This is a genomic window from Streptomyces sp. NPDC048297 (assembly GCF_043201585.1).
Classification (GTDB): domain Bacteria; phylum Actinomycetota; class Actinomycetes; order Streptomycetales; family Streptomycetaceae; genus Streptomyces.
The window spans coordinates 18,522-41,059 of sequence record NZ_JBICZA010000047.1 but is presented as its reverse complement, the minus strand read 5'-3'; the positions used below and the strand labels follow the sequence as shown (position 1 = coordinate 41,059).

The window sequence follows — 22,538 nt, the reverse complement described above, 5'->3', positions numbered from 1 at the left end:
TTCCGTGGCCCAAAGGGTCACGCGCGCTTGTAGACGGGGGGCCGCTTCTCGGTGAAGGCGCGGGCGCCTTCCCTGGCGTCCGCGGTGTCGAAGACGGGCCGGCCACGGGCGAGTTCGGCGGCGAGGCCGTCGGTCTCGGTCAGCTCGGCGCTCTCGTACACGGACGCCTTGACGGCCTCGACGGCGAGCGGCCCGCAGGCGTTGATCCGTTCGGCGATCTCCAGCGCCTCGGCGAGCGCGGTGCCGTCGGGGACGACGTGCCCGATCAGGCCGATGCGGGCGGCCTCCTCGGCGCTGTAGGGGCGGCCGGTGAGCAGCATCTCCAGGGCGTGGGTGCGCGGGATCTGGCGCTGCAGCCGGACGGTCGAGCCGCCGATCGGGAACAGAGCGCGCCGGACCTCGAAGAGCCCGAAGGTCGCGGACGCGCCGGCGACCCGGATGTCGGTGCCCTGGAGGATCTCGGTGCCGCCGGCCACGCAGGGGCCCTCGACGGCGGCGATCACCGGTTTGCGGGGGCGGTGGTGGCGCAGCATGGCCTTCCAGTGCAGGTCGGGGTCGGCCGTGAGCCGGTCCCGGTACTGCGGTCCGGCCATGCCGTCCCCGGCCAGGGCCTTGAGGTCCATGCCGGCGCAGAAGGCGCCGCCGGCGCCGGTGAGCACGATGGAGCGGATCGTGTCGTCCTCGTCGGCCTCGGTCCAGCCGTCGTACAGGCCGACGAGCATCGGCAGCGAGAGCGCGTTCCTCGCTTCGGGCCGGTTGAGCGTGAGTACCAGTGTGGCGCCTTCGCGCCGCACGGTGAGATGTTCGGTCCCACCCATGGGTCATCTCCCCTCGGTAAGAACGAGAACAGGTTGCAGGAGTGGAGGAAGCACTTCAAGGGTTTTCTGACAGGCAGTCAGATTTATTCGGCGCGGGCCCTTCACAGTTGCGCCGCCCTTTGCTCTGATGACCGGCGGACCGACAGCTGCCAGGCCGGACTTGCCCGGGGTCAGGAGGAGCGGTGGAGTACAACCTTGCCGACCTGTTCGAGTCGGTCGTGGACGTGGTCCCGGGCCGCGAGGCTCTCGTGTACGTGGACCATCCCGGTACCGGCGCCGAACGGCGGCTGACGTACGCGGAGCTGGACTCGGCCGCCAACCGCATCGCCCACCATCTGATCGACAGCGGGATCCGCCCCGGGGAACACCTGGGCCTGCACCTGTACAACGGCGTCGAGTACCTGCAGACGGTACTGGCCTGCCTGAAGGCGAGAATCGTCCCGGTCAACGTCAACTACCGTTATGTGAAAGAGGAGTTGGTCTACCTCTACCAGGACGCGGATCTGGTCGCCCTGGTCTTCGACGCGGAGTTCGCCGACCGGGTGGCGGCGGCGCTGCCGCGTACGCCGGGGCTGAGGCATCTGGTGCGGGTGGGCGCGCCGGGAGACGTCCCCGGCGCGGTGCCGTTCGCGCGGGCGGAGGCTGCCGGATCGCCGGGCCGGGGCTTTCCCGCCCGGTCGGGGGACGACCAGTTCATCATCTACACAGGCGGCACGACCGGCATGCCCAAGGGGGTGATGTGGCGTCAGGAGGACCTGTTCTTCGCGGGACTTGGCGGTGGCGCGCCGACCGGTGAGCCGGTGAAGGCGCCCGAGGAGCTGGCGGAGCGGGTCGCGGCGGGCGGGTCCGGGATCACCTTCTTCCCCACTCCTCCGCTGATGCACGGCACGTCCACCCTCACCGCCTTCATCGCCTTCGACTTCGGCCAACGGGTCGTCCTGCATCGCAGGTTCGTGCCCGAGGAGGTGCTGCGGACCGTGGAGAAGGAGAAGGTCTCCAGCATGTCCCTGGTCGGCGACGCGATGCTCCGGCCGCTCATCGACGCCCTCGGCGGCCCGCTGAAGGGCACGGACTGCTCGGCGCTGTTCAGCGTCTCCTCGTCCGGCGCGATCATGTCGGAGACGGTGCGCCGGCAGTTCCGCGAACTCGTCCCGAACGCCCTGCTGCTGAACAACTTCGGCTCCTCCGAGTCGGGGTTCAACGGGACGGCGACGGAGGACTCGGGACCCGAGCGCGGCTTCCGCATCCGGGTCAACTCCCGTACGCAGGTGGTGGATCCGGCCACGCACGAACCTGTCACCGTGGGCGACGTGGGCCGGGTCGCGCAGTGCGGCCACGTCCCGCTCGGCTACTACAACGACCCGCGCAAGACGCAGGAGACGTTCTTCGAGAAGGACGGGCGGCGCTGGGTGCTGCTCGGCGACATGGCGACGGTGGACGAGGAGGGCGTGGTCACCGTCCTCGGCCGGGGCTCGCAGTGCATCAACACCGGGGGCGAGAAGGTGTACCCGGAGGAGGTCGAGCAGGCCCTCAAGGCGCATCCGGACGTGTACGACGCGCTGGTCGCCGGGGTGCCGGACGCCACGTGGGGCAACCATGTGGCGGCCGTGGTGCAAGTGCGCGAGGGCGCCCCGCACCCCTCCCTGACCGACATCCAGGACCACTGCCGCACCCGGCTGGCCGGCTACGAGATCCCCCGCCAACTGGTCATCACGGACTCCATCCGGCGCTCCCCGAGCGGCAAGGCGGACTACCGGTGGGCGCGGGAGGTGGCGGTGACGGCGGACCGTTAGCCGTACAGGACCGTTGGCCGCACCGGAACGTCAGCCGTACAGGACCGTCAGCCGTACAGGAACGGCTCCAGCACGGCGAGATACTCCCGCGGCCGAGCCTCGTGCACCAGGTGCCCGGCGTCGACGGTCACCAGCCGGGCGTCCGGGATCAGCTCCGCCAGCCGCGCGACCTCGTCCTGCGGAACATGACTGGTGGCACCGCCCGCAATCACCAGCGTCGGCATGGTGATCCGGCCCATGTGGTTCCACCACACAGGATCGGGTGCGTTGAGCTGCCCGTCGGTGGCCCGCACCATGGCCCAGTCGAACGGCAGCTCTCCCTCGGGCCGTTCGGCGAGCGGCCGGGGCGGGTCCAGCGGCTGCGGCGCGCGTACGTCCTCGAGCACCAGACGCCGTACGACCCCGGGATGGCGCTGCGCCAGCAGGTACGCCACGATGCCGCCGAGCGAATGGCCCACGATGTCGGCGCTCTCGCTGCGGACGGCGGCGAGCAGGGCGCGGACATCCTCGCACATCGCCTCGAACCGGTAGTCCCCGGGCCGGTCGCTGCGTCCGTGGCCGCGCAGGTCGGGCGCGTGCACCCGGCGCGGGTGCGGAGGCGCGGCGAGCCGCTCGCCGATCGTGGTCCAGTCCGCGCCGTCGGCGCCCCGGCAGTGCAGCAGCAGGACGGGCGGCGCACCCAGTGGGCCCCAGCTGCGGCAGGCCAGGGTGATGCCGTTCGCCTCGACCGTGTACGGGAGAGCGGTGTCCATGCGAGGCACGCTAAGGCGCCGGTCGGCGGCCGTGCGGTCTACTTCGCCGAGGGCAGAGCGGTGTCCGCGGTCCCGTCGAGGAAGGCGAGCGTGTTGCGGACGAAGCGCCGCGGGTCGTCCAGCCACGGGTAGTGGGCGGTGCGGGGCTGGACGGCGACCCGGGCGTTCGGGAACACCTCGGCGGCGCGACGGGCGACGTCGGGCCGTGGCGAACCGTCGACCTCGCCGGCGTGCAGCAGGACCGGCGTGGTCAGGGCGGCGAGGGCGGCCCGGGTGGCGTCCGGAGTGAAGGCCCCCTCGCCGAAGTACTGGTCGCCGGCCTCGTCGTTCGTCTGCTCCTCCTCGCGCTCCGTGTGCGCGCGGGCGGCGTCGTCCCAGCGGCCGTAGAAGAACGGCAGGAACGCCTCGTCGAAGTCGGCGCCCTTCGTCAGCCACGCCTCGAACGCGGGAAACGCCTCGGCGAACCACGGTTCGTCCGTCCGCAGGCGGGCCGCGGCCAGCCGGTCCTCGGGCGTGGGCCCCAGACCGAGGGCCGAGAGGTTCGGGGTGATCAGGACGAGCCGCCGGATGCGGTCCGGGTGGCGGGCCGCGTACAGCAGCGCCAGACAGGCACCCGCCGAGTGAGCGAGCAGATCCATGTGCTCCAGACCCATGTGGGCGCGCCATGTCTCCACGTCCTCGACCATGCGGTCGCAGCGGTACGTCGCCGGGTCCGCCGGTACCGCGGAGTCACCGGTGCCGCGCAGGTCGAGCAGGGCGAGGCGACGGTGTTCGCCCAGACCGCCCAGGTCACCGAGGTAGGCGGAGGCCCGCATGGCGCCGCCGGGCAGCACGGCGAGCGGTGCGCCGTCGCCTTCGCCGCGGCCACCGCCACCGTTGCCGTTGCCGTTGCCGTTGCCGTTGCCGTTGCCGTTGCCGTTGCCCCGGAGGTGGTAGGCGAGCCGCGTGCCGTCGGCTGTGGTGAAGTTCGGCATGCGCATGATCATCCTGTTCCACGCGGCCGTGCCGCAACGCCTTTGCGTACCGGTCCGAAAGCCCGGCGATTCCAGGGCGCACGCGCAGCGGGCGATGTCACATCCGCATCTCCACGAGCACGCTCCCGGCACGGTCCGGCCGGAAAAATCCGGGCCGGCCTCTTGCCTGAACCGGGATGGCCTGAATTACTGGCCCCGAACAGTTCGACCGAATGATCGGTCGTCCGGATTGTGCGGCTGACGAGGGAGACGTCCCGATGGCGGATGCGACGGACCTGCTCGACGCGGGCGAGCGGCTGGGGCCGGAGGAACTGCGGGAGCTGCAGCTGGAGCGGCTGCGCGCCTCGCTGCGGCACGCCTACGACCACGTGCCCTTCTACCGGGAGTCCTTCGACAAGGCCGGTGTCCGCCCCGAGGACTGCCGCTCGCTCGCCGACCTCGCCCACTTCCCCTTCACCAGCAAGACCGACCTGCGCGACAACTACCCGTACGGCATGTTCGCCGTGCCCCGGGAACGTGTGCGCCGCCTCCATGCCTCCAGCGGCACCACCGGGCTGCCCACGGTGGTCGGCTACACGGACAACGACCTTTCTGTGTGGGCCGACATGGTGGCCCGCTCGATCCGCGCCGCGGGCGGACGGCCCGGCGACGTCGTCCATGTGGCCTACGGCTATGGGCTGTTCACCGGAGGCCTGGGCGCCCACTACGGCGCCGAACGCCTCGGCTGCACGGTCGTCCCCGCGTCCGGCGGGATGACCTCCCGCCAGGTGCAGCTGATCCAGGATCTCGAACCCGGCGTCATCATGGTCACCCCGTCCTACATGCTCACGCTGCTGGACGAGTTCGAACGGCAGGGCGTGGACCCGCGCACCACCTCGCTGCGGGTGGGTATTTTCGGCGCCGAGCCCTGGACCGAGCAGATGCGGCGCGAGATCGAGGAGCGGTTCGCGATCGACGCCGTGGACATCTACGGGCTGTCCGAGGTGATGGGCCCGGGTGTCGCCCAGGAGTGCGTGGAGACCAAGGACGGACTCCATGTGTGGGAGGACCACTTCTATCCGGAGATCGTCGATCCGATCACGGGTGAGGTGCTGCCCGAGGGCGAGCGGGGGGAGCTGGTCTTCACCTCGCTGACCAAGGAGGCCATGCCGATCGTCCGGTACCGGACCCGGGATCTGACCCGGCTGCTGCCCGGCACGGCCCGCACGTTCCGCCGGATGGAGAAGATCACCGGACGCAGCGACGACATGGTGATCCTGCGCGGGGTCAACCTGTTCCCGACCCAGGTCGAGGAGATCGTGCTGCGCACCCCCGGCGTGGCGCCGCACTTCCAGTTGCGCCTGACCAGGGAGGGCCGCCTCGACGCCCTCACGGTGCGGGCCGAGGCCCGCCCCGGCGCCACGCCCGAGACCCGGGACGCGGCGGCCCTGTCGATCGCGGCGGCCGTGAAGGACGGGGTCGGTGTGTCCGTCACCGTGGAGATCGTGGAACCGGAGTCGCTGGAACGGTCGGTGGGCAAGATCCGCCGGATCGTGGATCTGCGGCCACGCTGAGACGCTCTCGCCGGAGATGTTCGGGGGGTGCTCGGGGGCGCTCTGGGCGCTCGGGGGCGCTCGTGCAGTTCAGCGGGACGGTGGATCCCTGGACGGCGACCTCGGCGTGCGTGATGAGCCCGTCCGGGCCGGGGATGCGGAAGAGTTCCACGGCGCCGAACGCCTTCGTGCGGAAGTCGATCGCGGCGGCGGCGCCGACCGTAGAAGCTGGACCGGACTTGAGGTCAAGCGCCGTCGGCCGCGAACCGCTCCCGCAGTTCCCGCTTGAGGATCTTGCCGCTGGCGTTGCGCGGCAGCTCGGACACGAACAGCACCCGCTTGGGCGCCTTGAAGGCGGCGAGCTTCTCGCGTACATGCGCGACGAGCACCCCCTCCGTCACCTCGCCGCGCGGGACGACGACCGCCGTGACGGCCTCGATCCACTGCTCGTCCGGCAGGCCGATCACGGCCACCTCGGCGACGGACGCATGGGTGTAGAGCGCGTCCTCGACCTGGCGTGAAGCCACCAGCACCCCACCGGAGTTGATGACGTCCTTCACCCGGTCGACGATCGTGAAGTAGCCGTCGGCGTCGCGCACCGCGAGGTCGCCGGAGTGGAACCAGCCGCCCCGGAAGGCCTCGGCGGTCTCCTCGGGCTTGTCCCAGTAGCCCTCGCACAGCTGCGGTGAGCGGTAGACGACTTCGCCGGGCGTGCCGTCGGGCACCTCCTCGCCCTTGTCGTCGACGACACGGGCGTCCACGAACAGCACGGTCCGGCCGCAGGAGTCGAGCCGGCCCTCGTGCTCGTCGGGGGCGAGGACGGTGGCCAGGGGGCCGATCTCGCTCTGTCCGAAGCAGTTGTAGAAGGCGAGTCCGGGCAGCCGTTCGCGCAGCCGGCCGAGCACGGGCACCGGCATGATCGAGGCGCCGTAGTAGGCCTTGCGCAGGCCGCTCAGGTCGCGGGTGGCGAAGTCGGGGCGGTTCGCCAGGCCGATCCACACGGTCGGCGGCGCGAACAGGCTGTCCACACGGCCCGCTTCGACCAGGTCGAAGAGACGGTCGCCGTCCGGCGCGTCCAGGAGGATGCTGGTCGCGCCGACCGCGAGGTACGGCAGCAGGAAGACGTGCATCTGCGCCGAGTGGTACAGCGGCAGCGCGTGCACGGGCCGGTCGCCGGCGCTCAGGTCGAGGGCGGTGATGGCGCTCAGGTACTCGTGCACCAGCGCACGGTGGGTCATCATCGCGCCCTTGGGCAGCGCGGTGGTCCCGGACGTGTACAGCAGCTGGACCAGGTCCTCGGTGCGCGGTTCGGGTCCGTCGTACGGCGGTGTGTCCGCCAGCCGGGCGAGGAGGGAGTCCTCCGTGTCCCGCAGGGGCATCACCCGTACGCCGTCCGGGAGCCGGCCGGCGAGGTCCGGGTCGGCGAGCACGAGCGTGCTGCCCGACTGGCCGACGATGTACGCCAGGTCGTCGCCGGTCAGGTTCTGGTTGACCGGCACATGGACCAGACCCGCGCGGGAGCAGGCCAGGAAGGCGATCAGGTAGGCGTCGGAGTTGTGGCCGTAGGCGCCGACGCGGTCGCCGGGGCCGGCGCCCCGCGCGAGCAGCAGGGCGGCGGCGCGCGAGACGGCGTCGTCGAGTTCCTCGTACGTCCAGGTGCGTTCGCGGTACTCCAGCGCGACGCGCGCCGGGGTGCGCCGGGCGCTGCGCCGCAGCACCCCGTCGACCGTGCTGCCGTGTCCCTGCGTCATGAGAGCCGATCTTCGGGCCACCGGAGGGACAGGTCAAGGCCCTCACACCGGCCGTTCCCGCCCCTGCCAGTACGGTTCGCGCAGCCGTCGCTTGTACAGCTTGCCGTTGGGGTCGCGGGGCATCTCGGCGATGAAGTCGACACTCTTGGGGCACTTGTAGCCGGCGAGCCGGCGGGAGCAGTGGTCGAGGAGGGCGGCGGCGAGGGCGGGCCCCGGTTCGTGTCCGGGGGCGGGCTCCACGACGGCCTTGACCTCCTCGCCCCAGTCGTCGTGCGGGATCCCGAAGGCGGCCGCGTCGGCGACGGCGGGGTGGGCGAGCAGCGCGGACTCGATCTCGGCCGGGTAGATGTTGACCCCGCCGGAGATGATCATGTCGATCTTGCGGTCGCGCAGGAAGAGGTAGCCGTCCTCGTCCAGGTAGCCGGGGTCGCCGACGGTGAAGTAGTCGCCGATGCGGTTCTTGCGGGTCTTGTCGTCGTCCTTGTGGTACGAGAAGCCGCCGGTGCTCATCTTCATGTAGACGGTGCCGAGCCGGCCGGGCGGGAGCCGGTTGCCGTCGTCGTCGAAGACGGCGAGTTCGCTGATGGGCCAGGCCCTGCCGACCGTTCCGGGTTTCTTCAGCCAGTCCTCGGCGGTGGCGAAGGCGCCGCCGCCCTCGCTGGCCGCGTAGTACTCCTCCACGCACGTCCCCCACCAGTCGATCATGGCCCGCTTGACGTGGTCGGGGCAGGGGGCGGCGCCGTGGATGGCGTGCCGCATGGACGACACGTCGTAGGCGGCCCGCGTCTCGTCCGGGACGGCCAGCAGGCGGTGGAACTGGGTGGGGACCATATGGGTGTGGGTGCACCGGTGGGTGTCGATGAGGCGGAGCATGTCCTCGGGGGTCCACTTGTCCATGAGGACCAGGCGGTGGCCGATGTGCAGGGACGCGCCCGCGAACTGGAGGACGGCCGTGTGGTAGAGCGGCGAGCAGACGAGGTGGACGTTGTCGTCGAAGGGCCTGATGCCGAGGAACCCGCCGAGGTAGGCCTCCTCGGGGGCCTTTCCGGGCAGCGGGCGGCGGATGCCGCGGGGGCGTCCGGTCGTACCGGAGGTGTAGTTCATGACCCAGCCGAGCGTGCGGTCGTCGGGCGCCGACTCGGGCTGTCCGTCGAGGAGTTCGGCGTACGGCCGGAAGCCGTCGGCCTCGCCGACGGCGTGGCGGTGGGTGGCGGGGAGGCCGGCCTCGTCCGCCGCGGCGCGGGCATAGCGCTCGTGCGCGATCAGCACCTTGGCGCCGGAGTCGGCGACGATCCAGGCGATCTCCGTTCCGACCAGGTGGTGGTTGACGGGGACGAGGTAGAAGCCGGCCTGGGAGGCGGCCAGGTAGGCGGTGAGGAACTCGACGCCGTTGGGCAGGACGACGGCGAACGCGTCGCCCTGCCGGAGGCCGGCCGCGCGCAGTCCGTGGACCAGCTGGTTGGCGGCGGCGTGCAGGCGCCCGGCGGTCCACGGTTCGCCGTCGGGGGCGATCAGGACCGTGCGGTCGGGGTCCTGGGCGGCCTGGGCCCAGAAGCCGGCGGGGGTTTGCTCACGGGTGCGGTCACGACCGGCCGCTCCTTCCGGCGATGCGGCCCACGCGGTCGACGGCCTGCTCGAAGCCGCGGGTGAGGTCGTCGAGGACGGCCTGGACGCTGCGCTCGCTGGTCATCCGGCCGACGATCTGGCCGACGGGGGTGCCGAGCAGCGGCTCGACCTCGTACTTCTGGATGCGGGAGACGGCCTCGGCGACCAGCAGGCCCTGCAGCGGCATGGGCAGCGTGCCGGGTCCGGCCCGATCGTCCCAGGCGTCGGTCCACGCGGTCCGCAGCTGACGGGCCGGTTTCCCGGTCAGGGCGCGGGAGCGGACGGTGTCCCCGGACCCGGCGGCGAGGAGCTTGCGGGTCAGGCCGGGCGAGTGGAGGTCCGCCTCTGTGGTGGTCAGCCATATGGAGCCCAGCCACACACCCTGGGCGCCGAGGGTGAGGGCGGCCGCCACCTGCTGTCCGCTGCCGATGCCGCCGGCGGCCAGGACGGGCAGGGGATCGACCGCCTCCACGACCTCGGGGGTCAGCACCATGGAGGCGATCTCCCCGGTGTGGCCGCCGGCCTCGTAGCCCTGCGCCACGACGATGTCGATGCCCGCTTCTTGGTGCTTGCGGGCGTGCCGGGCGCTGCCCGCGAGCGCGGCGACGAGCACACCCCGGTCGTGGGCGCGGGCGACGACGTCGGCGGGCGGTGAGCCGAGCGCGTTGGCGAGCAGCCGGATCGGGTAGTCGAAGGCGACGTCGAGCTGGGTGCGGGCGACCTGCTCCATCCAGCCGGTGATGCGCCACCCGGACGCCTCGCCCTCGCCCAGCTCGGGCACCCCGTGTTCGGCGAGGGTGTCCCGCACGAACTGCCGGTGCCCCTCGGGGATCATCGCCTCGACATCGGCCTCGCTGACGCCCTCGACCTTCTTCGCCGGCATCACCACGTCCAGCCCGTACGGTCTGCCCTCGGCGTGCGCCTCGATCCAGTCGAGGTCGCGCTTGAGGTCGCCGGGGTCGGTGTAGCGGACCGCGCCGAGCACCCCGAAGCCGCCGGCCCGGCTGATGGCCGCGGCGACGGCCGGGAACGGTGTGAAGCCGAAGACGGCGTGCTCGATTCCCAGTCTCTTGCTCAGCTCCGTCTGCATGGGCGCAGGATGCCGCAGTCGCGCGGACGACGGAAGACTTTTTCTGATGCTCCGTCAGATTCCTTGCGGAGACGGGGGCGGCTCTGCCGGCACAACTCGGGGTGCCCGGCGCCCGGCACCGGGCCGCAGCCCTCAGCGCCACCCCTCCAGCGCCGCCATCGCCGCGTTGTGCCCCGGCACGCCGCTCACGCCGCCGCCGCGCACCGCGCCGGCGCCGCACAGCAGGACGTTGCCATGCCGGGTCTCCACGCCCCAGCGCCCGGTGCCCTCCTGCTCGTAGGGCCAGGACAGGGCGCGGTGGAAGATGTTGCCGCCGGGCAGGCGCAGGTCGCGTTCGAGGTCGAGCGGGGTCTTGGCCTCGATGCAGGGGCGGCCGTCGGCGTCGGTGGCCAGGCAGTCCGCGAGGGGTTCGTCGAGCTGGGCGTCGAGCTGGGCGAGGGTGGACTTCAGCAGCTCCTCGCGGACGGCGTCGTTGTCCCGGGCGAAGAGCCGGGCCGGGACGTGCAGGCCGAAGAGGGTGAGCGTCTGGTAGCCGGCGCCAGCGAGTTCGGGGCCGAGGATGCTGGGGTCGGTCAGCGAGTGGCAGTAGATCTCCGACGGCGGCGCGGCCGGGAGTTCACCGGCGGCGGCCTGGGCGTGGGCGGCGGCCAGTTGCTGGTACCCCTCGGCGATGTGGAAGGTGCCGGCGAAGGCCTCGCGGGGGTCGACCGAGCGGTCGCGCAGCCTGGGGAGCCGCTTGAGCAGCATGTTCACCTTGAGCTGTGCGCCCTCGGCGGGCTCGGGGGCGGTGTCCCCCATCAGGTCGGCCAGCGCCTGCGGCGAGGCGTTCACCAGGACGTGGCGGGCGGCGGCGACGCCTTCGCCGTCGGCGATGCGGTAGGTGACCTCGGCGCCGTGCCCGTCGGTGTCGATGCGGAGCGCCTCGTGGCCGGTCTCGATGGCCGCCCCGGCCTGCCGCGCGGCTGCGGCCAGCGCGTCGGTGAGGGCGCCCATGCCTCCGACGGGCACGTCCCAGGCGCCGGTGCCGCCGCCGATGACGTGGTAGAGGAAGCAGCGGTTCTGGGCGAGGGAGGCGTCGTGGGCGTCGGCGAACGTGCCGATCAGCCCGTCGGTGAGGACCACGCCCCGCACCAGGTCGTCGGTGAAGTTCTCCTCGATGGCGACGCCGATCGGCTCCTCGAACAGCGCCCGCCAGGCGCTCTCGTCGTCGACGCGGCGGCGCAGCTCCTCCCGCGTGGGCAGGGGCTCGGTGAGGGTCGGGAAGACCCGCTGGGCGACCTCGCCGGTCATGCCGTAGAAACGCTGCCAGGACGCGTACTCGCGCTCGCCGCCGGTCAGCCGGGCGAAGGCCTCCCGGGTGCGCTCCTCGCCGCCGCCGACGAGCAGCCCGGTGGCCCGTCCGCCGCGCTCCACGGGCGTGTACGACGAGATGGTGCGCCCGCGCACCCGGAAGTCCAGGCCCAGATCGCTCACGATCTTCTGCGGCAGCAGGCTGACCAGGTAGGAGTAGCGGGACAGCCGCGCGTCGACGCCGGCGAACGGGCGGGTGGAGACGGCGGCGCCACCCGTGTGGTCCAGGCGTTCCAGCACCAGCACGGAGCGGCCCGCGCGGGCCAGGTAGGCGGCGGCGACCAGACCGTTGTGGCCCCCGCCGACGACGACGGCGTCGTACGTCCGGGTTCCTTCGTTTGCAGACATGGTTCTTCGTAACACGCGAGGGAACACGACGGCCAGAGTCGGGCGCGGCCCGATTCGATCAAGGTCGGCCGAGCGGCCCGGTCCCCGTCGGCGCCGAGGCCAGCCTGCGCCGCGCGGCGGCATGGATCTCGGACGGGCCGCGCGCCCACTCGATCGTCCGGCCGACCGTCGTCGCCACCGGCCGGTCCCACCAGGCGCGGACCGCTGCCGGCCGGTGCATGCCCAGTTCGGCCCGCGCCCAGTCGGGCAGCAGCCCGACCGACGCGTTCATCAGCACGCGCACGACCAGCCGCTCACGCCCCGTCCGGCCGAACCCGCGCAGGAACCGTACGGAGTCCAACGCGGCCGGTGTCGCCCGCAGTTGCGGACGCATACGGCTCAGGTAGTCCTCCACCTCCCGCGCGGTGCGCGGCACCTCCCGCGCGCCGAGCATCTCGGCGACCGGGGCGACCTGGCCGTAGTACGCGTCGCACTCGGCGGGCGTGAGCCGGAGCCGCCGCGGCGCGTACGTCTGGTATCCGGCCAGGAAGCTGCGCACCTCGGCGGTGTGCACCCAGGTGAGCAGCCCGGGGTCGTCCGCCCGGTACGGCCGTCCGTCCGGGGCGGTGCCGCGCACCCGGGTATGGATCCGCCGCACCAGCGCCGCCGCGTCCTGCGCGGCGTCCGTCGAGCCGAAGGTCGTCGTGGTGACGAACCGTGCGGTGCCGACGAGCCGGCCGATCGGGTCGGTCCGGAAGTCCGAGTGCTGGTCGACACCGGCCATGGCCAGCGGGTGCAGCGTCTGGAGCATCAGCGCCGCGAATCCCCCGGCGAGCATGCCGGTCGGATGCCCGTGCACCCGCCAGGCCGGATCGCCCGGGGTGATCCCGAGCAGCCCGGGGTCACCGGCCGGCCCCTCGTACCGCTCCAGCTTGAGATCTCCCCCGTGCACGGTCGCCTTGAGTTCGTCCGCGATCCGGGTCCGCAGCCCCACGAGCACCTCCGCGATCCGCCGGCAAGCCGCCCCTTCCCCGCCATTGTCCCCGGTTCGTCAAAGGCCTGGTCGCAGGTGGGGTCGGTCATCGCCGTACGCGCGGCATCCCCAGGCCGATCCAGGAGATGATCTCGCGCTGGATCTCGTTGTTGCCGCCGCCGAAGGTGAAGATCACGGCGGAGCGGTAGCCGCGTTCCAGTTCGCCGTGCAGGACCGCGCCCGCCGAGCCCTCCTTCAGCGGGCCGGCCGCGGCGACGATCTCCATCAGCGCGGCGTAGGCGTCACGGCGGGCCTCGGAGCCGTAGACCTTGACGGCGGAGGCGTCCTGGGGGGTGAGGGTGCCTTCGTGGACGGCGGTGACCATCTGCCAGTTGAGGAGTTTCAGGGCGTCGAGCCGGGTGTGGGTGCGGGCCAGCAGGCGGCGGACCCAGGGCAGGTCGACCACGCGACGGCCGTCGGCGAGCTTGGTCTCCATCGCCCAGCGCTGCACGTCGTGCAGGGCGCGGATCGCCATGGTGCCGTGGGCGGCGAGGGTGACGCGCTCGTGGTTGAGCTGGTTGGTGATCAGCCGCCAGCCCTGGTTCTCCTCGCCGACCCGGCGGGAGACGGGGACGCGGACGTTCTCGTAGTAGCTGGCCGTGGAGTCGTGCGAGGCGAGCGTACGGATGAGGGTGCAGGAGTAGCCCGGGTCGGAGGTCGGCACCAGGAGCATGGTGATCCCCTTGTGCGGCGGCGCCTCGGGGTCGGTGCGCACGGCCAGCCACACCCAGTCGGCCGTGTCGCCGTTGGTGGTCCAGATCTTCTGCCCGTCGACGACGTACTCGTCGCCGTCGCGTACGGCACGCGTCTTGAGGGACGCGAGATCGGTGCCGGCGCCGGGCTCGCTGTCGCCGATCGCGAAGTCGATCTCCCCGGCGAGGATGCGCGGCAGGAAGTACGCCTTCTGTTCCTCCGGGCCGAACCGCATGATCGTCGGGCCGACCGTGTTCAGGGCCATCAGCGGCAGCGGTACGCCGGCCTGCGCGGCCTCGTCGAAGAAGATGAACTGCTCCATCGCCGTCATCCCGCGCCCGCCGTACTCCTCGGGCCAGCCCACGCCGAGCCGGCCGTCCGCGCCGAGGCGGCGGATGGTCTCGCGGTAGAACCGCTTCTGCGCGGCCGGCTCCGCGTACCGGGTGTAGGCGTGGTCCGGCACCAGTTCGGCGAAGTAGGCGCGCAGTTCGCTGCGCAGTCGCTGCTGCTCGGGCGTGTGGTCGAGATGCACGGCGCCTCCAGGCTCCCCAAGGGCGGTCCTGACGGCGCACACCGTAGAACGTGTTCCAGAAATTGGGAATGGCGAGCCCGCGGTGAATATCGCGGGCCCGCTGTGGGGCGGCGCGTCGACGTCAGCCGAGGATCGTCATGAATTCCGCGCACGCCGTGGCGCAGGCCCGGCACGCGGCCTCCGCGGACTCGGCGCCGGGCTGTGCGTCGAAGGCCTGCGCGCAGTCCTCGCAGACCGAGCGGCACCACTTCAGCCGGATCCTGATCTGCTCCTCGTCCTGCTGGTTCTGCTCGGACAGCATGCCGCAGGTCGTGTCGCACACCTCGGCACAGATGATGCCCAGCCGGCGCACGCGCTCGCGGGGCGCGGTGCCGTCGGGGTCCAGGAGGCTCGCACGTACCGCGCACGCCCGCGCGCAGTCGGCGCAGGCCTGGGCACAGGTGAACCGGTCCTCGAGGAACCGGTAGAGCTGCTGCTCCGAGGTCGGCGTTGTCACACGGGGCGGGTAGCCGGGCCGCGGCGACGCAAACCCGCGAGGGGACAGGAGACACGCGCAAGAGATACGGGGCAGGAGATGCGGGGCGCGACGCGCGAGCCCCGCGTCGGGCGTCGGCCACCCAACGACCACCCAACGTGTCCGGTTCGTCCCGTTCCGGGTGGGGTATTCCTGTCTTATGAGTACCGCAACGATGCAGCTGGCCGCGCCGAGCGGCCTGATGAGTCTCGGTCTCTTCGTGGTGGCCGTGGCCGTGCTGGCGTTCCTCGCCGGCGGCTACTGGATGACTTCACGCGTCAAGTACCGCGAGTCCCCCCGGCCACGCCCCGAGGAGCAGCCGCACCTGCCTCCGGACGGTGCGGTGCGCGAGATCAGGGAGAACAGGGAGCCGGAAGAGATTCCGCACATCCCCAAGGGCGAGCGCCCACTCACTCCGTACGAGCTGACCAACCAGGGCACCAGGCCGAGCGAGACCAAGGAGCGCCCGCGCTGGAGCAAGGGGTCGAGCGGCTCGTTCGGCGGCGGCGGTCTCGGCGCCCACTGAATCCCCGGCCCACGAGCCGCGACTCACGACTCGCGACCAACCTCCGACAAGCAGCCTCCGGCAAGCCCCATCCCGACAAGCGATCCCGACACGCAACCCCGACAACCGAACGAACGACGATCTTCCCGTCGGCCCGCACCGGCGCCGTTCGCCGTCGTCAGGAGACCGTTCCGGCGGCGTCGAGACGCCCGACGCGGGCCACGTTCTGCCGGTCCTCGGCGTCCTGGCTCGGCTCCGCCGCGAACCAGGCGTCGAGGATCTCTTTGAGCACCGGTTCCGAGGTGAGCCGCAGGCCGAGTGCGAGGACGTTGGCGTCGTTCCAGCGGCGCGCGCCGTCGGCCGTGTACGCGTCCGTGCACAGCGCGGCCCGGACGCCGGGCACCTTGTTCGCGGCGATGGAGGCCCCGGTACCGGTCCAGCAGCACACGACCGCCTGGTCGGCCGCCCCCTCGGCCACGTCCCGGGCAGCCGCCTCGGAGCACGCCGCCCACTGCGGGTCGGCGCCGGCGCGCAGCGCGCCGTGCTCCCGCACCTCGTGTCCGCGCCGGCGCAACTCCTCGACGAGGAGACGGGCCACGGGTTCGTCCATGTCGGAAGAGACGGAGATCCGCATGGCACGGAGCCTATCCCCCGGCTGCCCTCGCGCGTCCGCGTCCCCGACCGCCCCCGCCTGCCTTCGTCTCCCCCTCGTCCGTCTCTCGTCTCCGTCCCCGTCTCCGTCTCCTCACAGCCAGGGCGTGACACGCGCACGGGAACCGCGCTGTCGCGCGGCGCGGCAGAGCAGGCGGAAGGCTTGCAGCAGGGTCAGCGACCACAGCAGGGCGAAGCACCACAGCAGGGCGGGATCCGAGGTGCGGATGCCCATCACGGCCACGAAGACGGACGCGACCGCGAGCAGCGCGACGGACAGCGGCAGCCACAGGTCCCGCCCCGCGCGGCGCATCCGGTGCGCGAGCCGGCGGTCCCGCCGCAGGTTCGCCTCGATCTCCAGCAACACGATCCGCTCGCGCGGTGACAGTCGTACGTCGTCGGGGTTCTTCCGGTCGTCCACGGAAACGGCTCCTTCTCCGGCCGAAGGCCTGCACGCTCTCCGCTCCCGACCGGCCGGGTTCCCCGGAACGGCGCGGCGAAAGCCCGGCGGGAACGTGGAGGTGACCTTGGACGCCACTGGGCCGATACTGTCAGTACCAGGAGCCCCGACCGGCACGATCCGCACGATCCCGAGGCGCGCGCACCGGTGCCACCGCCCCGGGCTGACGACGCGTCACCGAGCACGCGCCCGACCTCACACCTCACCCCATACCCGACGTGACCAGCGCAGGCGCAGGTCGACGGCCTGCCTTCCCGGCTTCCAGGAGAGACAGATGAGGATGTTGATCAACGTCCCGGAGACCGTCGTGGCGGATGCGCTGCGGGGCATGGCGGCCGCGTATCCGGAGCTGACCGTGGACGTGGAGAACCGGGTGATCGTCCGCCGGGACGCGCCCGTGGACGGGCAGGTGGCGCTGGTGTCGGGCGGTGGGTCGGGGCACGAGCCGCTGCACGGCGGGTTCGTCGGTCCGGGCATGCTCGCGGCGGCCTGCCCGGGAGAGGTGTTCACCTCGCCGGTTCCCGACCAGATGGCGCGGGCCGCGGCGGCGGTCGACAGCGGGGCCGGCGTGCTGTTCGTCGTGAAGAACTACACGGGTGACGTGCTCAACTTCGACATGGCGGCCGAACTCGCCGAGGACGAGGGCATCCAGGTAGCGAAGGTGCTGGTCAACGATGACGTGGCGGTCACCGACAGCCTGTTCACGGCCGGCCGGCGCGGCACCGGGGCGACCCTGTTCGTGGAGAAGATCGCGGGTGCGGCGGCGGCCGAGGGGCAGCCGCTGGAGCGGGTGGAGGCCATCGGGCGCCAGGTGAACGAGAACGCGCGCAGCTTCGGTTTCGCGCTCAGCGCGGTCACCACCCCGGCGAAGGGCTCCCCGACCTTCGATCTGCCGTCGGGGGAACTGGAGTTGGGCATCGGCATCCACGGCGAACCGGGGCGCGAGCGCCGGGCCATGATGACCTCCGGGGAGATCGCCGACTTCGCGGTGCACGCCATTCTCGACGACATGACCCCGCGCGACCCCGTGCTCGTCCTGGTCAACGGCATGGGCGCCACGCCGCTGCTGGAGTTGTTCGGCTTCAACGCCGAGGTGCAGCGCGTGCTCGCGGAGCGGGGTGTGGTCGTGGCCCGTACGCTCGTCGGCAACTACGTCACCTCCCTCGACATGGCGGGCGCCTCGGTGACGCTGTGCCAGGTCGACGAGGAACTGCTGCGGCTGTGGGACGCGCCGGTGCGAACCCCGGCGCTGCGCTGGGGCATGTGACACGGCGGACGCAGCGGTCGACTTCCCTACCAGGAAGCGATGGTCACCTTCCCCACCAGGAGGCGACGGTCAACCCTCCTACCAGGACGCAGCGGTCAACTTCCCTACCACGCAAGGAGATCCCGTGCTCGACGCCGATTTCTTCCGCCGCTGGATGACGGCCGCCGCCGCCTCCGTCGACCGTGAGGCGGAACGGCTCACCGACCTCGACTCGGCCATCGGTGACGCCGACCACGGCAGCAACATGCAGCGTGGGTTCGCGGCCGTCCTGACCACCCTGGAGAAGGAGGCGCCGACCACCCCGGGTGCGGTCCTCACCCTGGCCGGGCGCCAGTTGATCTCCACGGTCGGCGGCGCCTCCGGGCCGCTGTACGGCACCCTGCTGCGCCGGACCGGCAAGGCGCTCGGGGACGCCTCCGAGGTCACCGGGGCGCAACTGGGCGAGGCACTGCGGGTCGGCGTGGACGGCGTGATGGCGCTGGGCGGCGCGGCGCCGGGCGACAAGACCATGGTCGACGCCCTGGTCCCGGCCGTGGACGCGCTCGGCGAGGGCTTCACGGCCGCGCGGGCGGCTGCCGAGGAGGGCGCGGTGGCCACCACCCCGCTGCAGGCGCGCAAGGGCCGGGCCAGCTATCTCGGGGAGCGCAGCATCGGCCACCAGGACCCGGGGGCGACGTCCTCGGCGCTGCTGATCGCCGCGCTGGAAGAAGCGGCCGAGGGAGCCGGAGATGAGTGACGAGAAGCTGGTCGGGATCGTGCTGGTGTCGCACAGCGCGCAGGTGGCGGCGTCGGTCGCCGAGCTGGCGAAGGGACTCGCGGGCGGGGCCGAGGCGGTGCCCGTCGCCGCCGCGGGCGGCACGGAGGGCGGGGGGCTCGGCACCAGTGCCGAGTTGATCGCCGCCGCGGCCGCGGCCGTCGACCGCGGTGCCGGCGTCGCCGTTCTCACGGACCTCGGCAGTGCGGTCCTCACCGTCAAGGCCCTTCTCGCCGAGGGCGACGAACTCCCGGGCGGCACACGCCTCGTGGACGCGCCGTTCGTCGAGGGTGCGGTGGCCGCGGTCGTCACGGCCTCCACCGGCGCCGACCTGGACGCGGTCGAGGCCGCGGCGGCGGAGGCGTACGCCTACCGGAAGGTCTGAGCCGGGGCCCGGCCCGCTCCCCCGGCCGGCGCGGCAGAGGCCTGGCCGTCAGCCGCCCTGCCGGACGAACCGGCGGGCCAGCCTCTCGCCGGTACTCACTGCCGCCCGATGGTTCTCGATGGGGCTGATCCGGGTGTTCTTGAACACGATGTAGGTGACGCCGGAGGACGCGCCGCCGCCCTGCGGGTCGGGGTGGATGCCGAGGTTGCGGGCGGTGGCGTAGGAGGCCTCGCCGATGACGTCCTTGGCGCCGGTGTCGCCGACGACCGCGTACTGCACCCGGTCGCGGTAGATGACGGCAGCCACGGAGCCGCCCCGGATGCCCTGGTCCCGGTGGTCCCAGATGCCGCTGGGGGCCGGGATCACGATGTAGGGAAGCGTCGCGGCGTTCAGGTACCGGCCGCCGGACTGCCGGTAGGCGGTGGTGGAGGAGAAGAACGGGTCGGCGCGGTGGTTGCAGCGGGCGCTGGGCCGTCCGTCGCAGTCGACGTCCATGTCGGTCTTCCAGAACACCGCGTCGCGGGTGCCGCAGACGGCGACGTCGGCCGCCGCTCCGTCGTCGGGGCGGTACCGGCCCCGGGAGACCTGGTGGCACGTGCGCACCCGGGCCAGCAGATCGGCGGCGCTCACGCCGTGCTCCCGGTGGGTGTGCGGGACGACGCTCACGCCGCGCTCCCGGTGGACCGGCGGTCCGGCTTTCACGCCACCCTGCTGGGGCGCCTGCGGCACGACGCTCAAGCCTGCCTCCCGGTGTGGCTGCGGTACGACACTCAAGCCTGCCTCCCGGTATGTCTGCGGGGCGGCACTCACGCCGCCCTCCCGGTGGACCGGTGGCCGCCGCTGGGGTGGGGCCGCCGCGGCGGGAAATGTCGTCGGGGCAAGCAGGGCGGCACCGGCCGCGGCCAGCGTCAGCGACTGGACACGCACTCTCAGAGACCCTCTCCTCGGGGACATTTCGGACACCCTGCACAATCCCGTGCGGATTCGCACGGACGGCGAGCCGGTTGGGGCCGGATGGAGCAGCGCCCTGACGCCCTGCGCAGCGGGCTGACGACCCATGAGGAGACAACAGGGGCCGAGGATCTGAGTGAGTGTCGGCTCAGATCCCCGGGCCACCCGCGTCGGCGCGGCTTCGGCGACGACAGCGTGTCCGCGCCACAGGCATGAACTCCCCTGCTTTCTCGGGAAGTTCAGCCGCAGATGACCTCAGCATACGTAACTCCCCCACGTGCTCACCAACACGGCCCCTTGTCACCGCCCCACCCCCCACGCCATATTGGTCCGGACCATTGCCGCGATGCCGTCCCCCGGGAGGCAGAACCGTGCGACGCGTTCCTCTCCGGTGTCTGCCGGTCTGCGTGGCCCTGCTGTCGGTCGCGTCCTGCGGCCGGGGCGGCGCGGCCGACGACGGCCGGGCGCCCGGCGCCCCGACCGGCATCACGGCGGCGGCCGGCAGCGCGACCAGCGTGCACGTGATGTGGAACGACGTCCCGGACGGCCGGGGCGGTCCCGCGATCCGCGCCTACGAGGTCTATCGCGGCCCTGCGAAGGTCACCGAAGTACCGGGCTCGCAGCACATGGTGGACGTCGTCAGGCTCAGGCCGTCCACCCTGTACGTCTTCACCGTGCGGGCCCGGGACACCGGCGGCCGGCTCGGCCCGCCGAGCCGGGCGGTACGGGCGCGGACGCCCGCCCGGGTGGCCGCCGACCGCACGTCACCGACCCGCCCGTCGAGGCCGGCGGGACGGACGGTGGGCGACCGCGCGGTCCAGCTGTCGTGGTCCGCCTCCCGGGACGACCGGGGCGTGTCGTCGTACGACATCCTCCAGGGCGGAGTGAAGATCCACAGCGTGGGCGGGGGCCAGACCGCGACCGTGGTCACCGGGCTGCGCCCCGGCACGGGTTACGTCTTCACCGTCCGCGCCCGGGACGCGGCCGACAACCTCTCGCCCGCCGGCGCGGCGGTGCGCCTGACCACCCCGGGCACCGACGACGGCCGGGGCACCGCGCCCACGGACTTCACCGCCACGACGCACCGGTCCGCGGGCGCCTACTCCGTCGATCTGTCCTGGGATCCGCCGGACGTGGACGGCGTGATCACCGAGTACCTGATCCAGCTCGACGGCCGGGACGCCACGTCCCTGGTGTGGGGCGGCGATCCGCCGCGCGGCCGGGCCCATCACAGCTTCTACCTCGGGCGCGAGGCGGGGGCCGAACACCGGGTGCGCCTGCGGGCGCGGCTGCCCGACGGCACCTGGGGCGGCTTCTCGGCGGAGCGGACGGTGACGACGGGCGCGAACGGCTGACGTCGACGCCGGTACGGTCGGCGCCGGCCCCGCACGGCCCCGTCATCTCTCCGTGTCGCCATATCGCCATGCCGCCATGCCGGTGTGCCGGCGTGTCGCCTTGCGCCGGGCCACGGGAGCGCAACGGCGGCGCAGGAGTCCGTCACCCGACCGGAGGCGCTTCGGGTGCGGTCAGGCTCCGGGCCGCGTTGGCTGCACGTGAGGCAGCACGGACGTTTCCCGACCTCGGCGGCGCATGGGACGTACCGCCAACCGTGCCGCCGGAGGCCAGCCAATGCGCAACTCCCGACTTCTCCTCCGTTCCGGTCTGACCCTGGCTGCCGCCGCCGCGCTCCCGGTCTCCCTCGCCGGGCCGTCGGCCGCGGCGTCGGGAATCTCCGTGAGCACGACCGGCTCCACGGTCTCGGTGGTCACCAGCGCCTGTACGCAGACCAACGGCAACTGGGGCAACGCCTCGCTGCTCGGCAAGGGCCAGGCGAACTTCGCCCAGGGCCGTCAGGTGGCACTGTCCGGCACGACCATCAGCCAGTCCGCGGCCTGGTCCGGGGTGAGCCCCGGGACGTACACGGTGGTGGTGGTCTGCTCCAACGGCGTCACCGCGGGCACCCAGTCCGTCATCGTGTCCACGCCCTCCGCGCCGACGGCAGCGTCGACGGCCAAGGCCGCGCAGCCCGCGCAACCCGTGCAGCCCGCGCCGACTCGTGGTGTCGCGGGCGGGCTGGGCGGCGCCGCCCGCGACTACGGCCCGCTGACCCTGGGTATCGGCGCGGCCCTGGTGGGCTCGGGCGTCATCGCCACGGCCTGGTTCCTGCGCCGCCGCTCGAAGCCGTACCGGTTCTGAGCGGGCACACAGCGGCGCTCAGCCCGGCGTGCCGTCGGCCGGCTCCGGAGTTTCCGGGGCCGGCTTTTCGGTCAGTTCGGCGAACTCCTCCAGGGCGTGGGTGAGCCACTGCGTCCAGAAGGTCTCCAGTTCGACGCCGGCTCGCAGGACCAGATGGCGCAGCCGGTCCTCGGGGGTGGCCCGGCCCGGCGGGAAGTCGCGCAGTTCGATGTCCTCGTACTCGGCCAACTGCCGCCGGTGCAGCTCCAGATGGCTGCGCAGGTCGGACTCCACGCCGGCCGTACCGACCACCGCCGCGGCGCGCAGGCGCAGCAGCAGGACGTCCCGCAGGGGCCTGGGGTCCTGGGCGGTGGCGGTCCAGCGGGCCAGTTCGGCGCGGCCCGCGGGCAGGACTTCGTAGCTCTTCTTCTGCCCGCGGGCCGGCTGCTCGGCCGGCAGTGTGCGGATGTAGCCCTCGGCCTCCAGTTTCCCCAGCTCGCGGTAGATCTGCTGGTGGGTCGCCGACCAGAAGTAGCCGATCGACTTGTCGAACCTGCGGGTCAGTTCCAGACCCGACGACGGCTTCTCCAGCAGGGCGGTGAGGATGGCGTGCGGGAGTGACATGG

22 protein-coding genes are annotated in these 22,538 nt (G+C 72.4%); 8 read left to right on the top strand and 14 right to left on the bottom strand.

What is annotated here, in order from left to right:
• Nucleotides 1-17: 17 nt before the first annotated feature.
• Nucleotides 18-818 (bottom strand): crotonase/enoyl-CoA hydratase family protein, encoded by an 801-nt coding sequence (locus ACGFYV_RS34075; RefSeq protein WP_393882398.1) that lies wholly within the window; start codon nt 816-818, stop codon nt 18-20.
• Between the two features lie 182 nt (nt 819-1,000).
• On the opposite strand from ACGFYV_RS34075, the gene ACGFYV_RS34070 reads away from it, so the two are divergent.
• Nucleotides 1,001-2,611 carry an acyl-CoA synthetase gene (locus tag ACGFYV_RS34070; RefSeq protein ID WP_393882397.1) on the top strand — a complete coding sequence of 537 codons (1,611 nt, stop codon included), beginning with the start codon at nt 1,001-1,003 and terminating at the stop codon, nt 2,609-2,611.
• A gap of 47 nt (nt 2,612-2,658) precedes the next feature.
• Here the strand turns inward: ACGFYV_RS34070 and ACGFYV_RS34065 are convergent, their stop codons facing one another.
• Both ACGFYV_RS34065 and ACGFYV_RS34060 read right to left on the bottom strand, forming a co-directional pair.
• Nucleotides 2,659-3,363, bottom strand: coding sequence for an alpha/beta fold hydrolase (locus tag ACGFYV_RS34065; protein ID WP_393882396.1), 705 nt, complete (start codon nt 3,361-3,363; stop codon nt 2,659-2,661).
• 38 nt (nt 3,364-3,401) lie between these two features.
• A complete protein-coding gene (locus tag ACGFYV_RS34060) occupies nt 3,402-4,337 on the bottom strand; it encodes an alpha/beta fold hydrolase (RefSeq protein ID WP_393882395.1) in 936 nt (311 codons plus the stop codon).
• Between the two features lie 257 nt (nt 4,338-4,594).
• On the opposite strand from ACGFYV_RS34060, the gene paaK reads away from it, so the two are divergent.
• The gene (gene paaK / locus ACGFYV_RS34055) at nt 4,595-5,890 is read left to right on the top strand and encodes a phenylacetate--CoA ligase PaaK (protein ID WP_393882394.1); all 1,296 of its coding nucleotides are present in this window, start codon (nt 4,595-4,597) and stop codon (nt 5,888-5,890) included.
• A 224-nt stretch (nt 5,891-6,114) separates the two neighbouring features.
• Here paaK and ACGFYV_RS34050 read toward each other — a convergent pair whose 3' ends face one another.
• The 7 genes from ACGFYV_RS34050 to ACGFYV_RS34020 form a co-directional block, all read right to left on the bottom strand.
• The gene (locus tag ACGFYV_RS34050) at nt 6,115-7,620 is read right to left on the bottom strand and encodes an acyl-CoA synthetase (protein WP_393882393.1); all 1,506 of its coding nucleotides are present in this window, start codon (nt 7,618-7,620) and stop codon (nt 6,115-6,117) included.
• 42 nt (nt 7,621-7,662) lie between these two features.
• The gene (locus tag ACGFYV_RS34045) at nt 7,663-9,135 is read right to left on the bottom strand and encodes an acyl-CoA synthetase (protein ID WP_393882409.1); all 1,473 of its coding nucleotides are present in this window, start codon (nt 9,133-9,135) and stop codon (nt 7,663-7,665) included.
• 67 nt (nt 9,136-9,202) lie between these two features.
• Nucleotides 9,203-10,315 (bottom strand): NAD(P)H-dependent flavin oxidoreductase, encoded by a 1,113-nt coding sequence (locus ACGFYV_RS34040; RefSeq protein WP_393882392.1) that lies wholly within the window; start codon nt 10,313-10,315, stop codon nt 9,203-9,205.
• 132 nt (nt 10,316-10,447) lie between these two features.
• Entirely contained in the window at nt 10,448-12,013 is a 1,566-nt protein-coding gene (locus ACGFYV_RS34035) for a phytoene desaturase family protein (protein WP_393882391.1), read from the bottom strand.
• Between the two features lie 58 nt (nt 12,014-12,071).
• A complete protein-coding gene (locus ACGFYV_RS34030) occupies nt 12,072-12,992 on the bottom strand; it encodes an oxygenase MpaB family protein (protein WP_393882390.1) in 921 nt (306 codons plus the stop codon).
• Between the two features lie 79 nt (nt 12,993-13,071).
• The gene (locus ACGFYV_RS34025; RefSeq protein ID WP_393882389.1) at nt 13,072-14,250 is read right to left on the bottom strand and encodes an acyl-CoA dehydrogenase family protein; all 1,179 of its coding nucleotides are present in this window, start codon (nt 14,248-14,250) and stop codon (nt 13,072-13,074) included.
• 121 nt (nt 14,251-14,371) lie between these two features.
• On the bottom strand, nt 14,372-14,746 hold the full coding sequence (locus ACGFYV_RS34020; protein ID WP_393882388.1) for a ferredoxin: 375 nt from the start codon (nt 14,744-14,746) through the stop codon (nt 14,372-14,374).
• 178 nt (nt 14,747-14,924) lie between these two features.
• Between ACGFYV_RS34020 and ACGFYV_RS34015 the strand changes: the two genes are divergently transcribed.
• Entirely contained in the window at nt 14,925-15,290 is a 366-nt protein-coding gene (locus tag ACGFYV_RS34015; protein WP_393882387.1) for a DUF6479 family protein, read from the top strand.
• 157 nt (nt 15,291-15,447) lie between these two features.
• Here ACGFYV_RS34015 and ACGFYV_RS34010 read toward each other — a convergent pair whose 3' ends face one another.
• Both ACGFYV_RS34010 and ACGFYV_RS34005 read right to left on the bottom strand, forming a co-directional pair.
• Entirely contained in the window at nt 15,448-15,903 is a 456-nt protein-coding gene (locus ACGFYV_RS34010) for an RpiB/LacA/LacB family sugar-phosphate isomerase (protein WP_393882386.1), read from the bottom strand.
• Between the two features lie 111 nt (nt 15,904-16,014).
• Entirely contained in the window at nt 16,015-16,341 is a 327-nt protein-coding gene (locus tag ACGFYV_RS34005) for a DUF3040 domain-containing protein (protein WP_393882385.1), read from the bottom strand.
• 313 nt (nt 16,342-16,654) lie between these two features.
• On the opposite strand from ACGFYV_RS34005, the gene dhaK reads away from it, so the two are divergent.
• The 3 genes from dhaK (at nt 16,655) to ACGFYV_RS33990 (ending at nt 18,786) form a co-directional block, all read left to right on the top strand.
• Complete coding sequence (gene dhaK, locus ACGFYV_RS34000) at nt 16,655-17,647, top strand: dihydroxyacetone kinase subunit DhaK (protein ID WP_393882384.1); 993 nt, start codon at nt 16,655-16,657, stop codon at nt 17,645-17,647.
• A gap of 124 nt (nt 17,648-17,771) precedes the next feature.
• Nucleotides 17,772-18,383 carry a dihydroxyacetone kinase subunit DhaL gene (gene dhaL, locus ACGFYV_RS33995; protein WP_393882383.1) on the top strand — a complete coding sequence of 204 codons (612 nt, stop codon included), beginning with the start codon at nt 17,772-17,774 and terminating at the stop codon, nt 18,381-18,383.
• Nucleotides 18,376-18,786: a PTS-dependent dihydroxyacetone kinase phosphotransferase subunit DhaM gene (locus tag ACGFYV_RS33990; RefSeq protein WP_393882382.1), complete on the top strand. Its 411-nt coding sequence runs from the start codon at nt 18,376-18,378 to the stop codon at nt 18,784-18,786. The genes dhaL and ACGFYV_RS33990 overlap by 8 nt, the downstream gene beginning before the upstream one ends.
• A gap of 48 nt (nt 18,787-18,834) precedes the next feature.
• On the opposite strand, the gene ACGFYV_RS33985 is transcribed toward ACGFYV_RS33990, so the two are convergent.
• Nucleotides 18,835-19,713, bottom strand: coding sequence for a glycoside hydrolase family 75 protein (locus ACGFYV_RS33985; RefSeq protein ID WP_393882381.1), 879 nt, complete (start codon nt 19,711-19,713; stop codon nt 18,835-18,837).
• A 395-nt stretch (nt 19,714-20,108) separates the two neighbouring features.
• Between ACGFYV_RS33985 and ACGFYV_RS33980 the strand changes: the two genes are divergently transcribed.
• A complete protein-coding gene (locus tag ACGFYV_RS33980; RefSeq protein ID WP_393882380.1) occupies nt 20,109-21,092 on the top strand; it encodes a fibronectin type III domain-containing protein in 984 nt (327 codons plus the stop codon).
• A 274-nt stretch (nt 21,093-21,366) separates the two neighbouring features.
• On the top strand, nt 21,367-21,933 hold the full coding sequence (locus ACGFYV_RS33975; protein ID WP_393882379.1) for a hypothetical protein: 567 nt from the start codon (nt 21,367-21,369) through the stop codon (nt 21,931-21,933).
• A gap of 18 nt (nt 21,934-21,951) precedes the next feature.
• Here the strand turns inward: ACGFYV_RS33975 and ACGFYV_RS33970 are convergent, their stop codons facing one another.
• Complete coding sequence (locus ACGFYV_RS33970) at nt 21,952-22,536, bottom strand: PadR family transcriptional regulator (RefSeq protein ID WP_393882378.1); 585 nt, start codon at nt 22,534-22,536, stop codon at nt 21,952-21,954.
• Nucleotides 22,537-22,538 lie beyond the last annotated feature (2 nt).

What these genes read in the sequence shown, in the direction of transcription:
- ACGFYV_RS34075 (WP_393882398.1), bottom strand. Translation starts at nt 818, where the DNA reads ATGGGTGGGACCGAACATCTCACCGTGCGGCGCGAAGGCGCCACACTG.
- ACGFYV_RS34065 (WP_393882396.1), bottom strand. Translation starts at nt 3,363, where the DNA reads ATGGACACCGCTCTCCCGTACACGGTCGAGGCGAACGGCATCACCCTG.
- ACGFYV_RS34060 (WP_393882395.1), bottom strand. Translation starts at nt 4,337, where the DNA reads ATGCCGAACTTCACCACAGCCGACGGCACGCGGCTCGCCTACCACCTC.
- paaK (WP_393882394.1), top strand. Translation starts at nt 4,595, where the DNA reads ATGGCGGATGCGACGGACCTGCTCGACGCGGGCGAGCGGCTGGGGCCG.
- ACGFYV_RS34050 (WP_393882393.1), bottom strand. Translation starts at nt 7,620, where the DNA reads ATGACGCAGGGACACGGCAGCACGGTCGACGGGGTGCTGCGGCGCAGC.
- ACGFYV_RS34040 (WP_393882392.1), bottom strand. Translation starts at nt 10,315, where the DNA reads ATGCAGACGGAGCTGAGCAAGAGACTGGGAATCGAGCACGCCGTCTTC.
- ACGFYV_RS34035 (WP_393882391.1), bottom strand. Translation starts at nt 12,013, where the DNA reads ATGTCTGCAAACGAAGGAACCCGGACGTACGACGCCGTCGTCGTCGGC.
- ACGFYV_RS34015 (WP_393882387.1), top strand. Translation starts at nt 14,925, where the DNA reads ATGAGTACCGCAACGATGCAGCTGGCCGCGCCGAGCGGCCTGATGAGT.
- ACGFYV_RS34010 (WP_393882386.1), bottom strand. Translation starts at nt 15,903, where the DNA reads ATGCGGATCTCCGTCTCTTCCGACATGGACGAACCCGTGGCCCGTCTC.
- dhaK (WP_393882384.1), top strand. Translation starts at nt 16,655, where the DNA reads ATGAGGATGTTGATCAACGTCCCGGAGACCGTCGTGGCGGATGCGCTG.
- ACGFYV_RS33990 (WP_393882382.1), top strand. Translation starts at nt 18,376, where the DNA reads ATGAGTGACGAGAAGCTGGTCGGGATCGTGCTGGTGTCGCACAGCGCG.
- ACGFYV_RS33975 (WP_393882379.1), top strand. Translation starts at nt 21,367, where the DNA reads ATGCGCAACTCCCGACTTCTCCTCCGTTCCGGTCTGACCCTGGCTGCC.
- ACGFYV_RS33970 (WP_393882378.1), bottom strand. Translation starts at nt 22,536, where the DNA reads ATGTCACTCCCGCACGCCATCCTCACCGCCCTGCTGGAGAAGCCGTCG.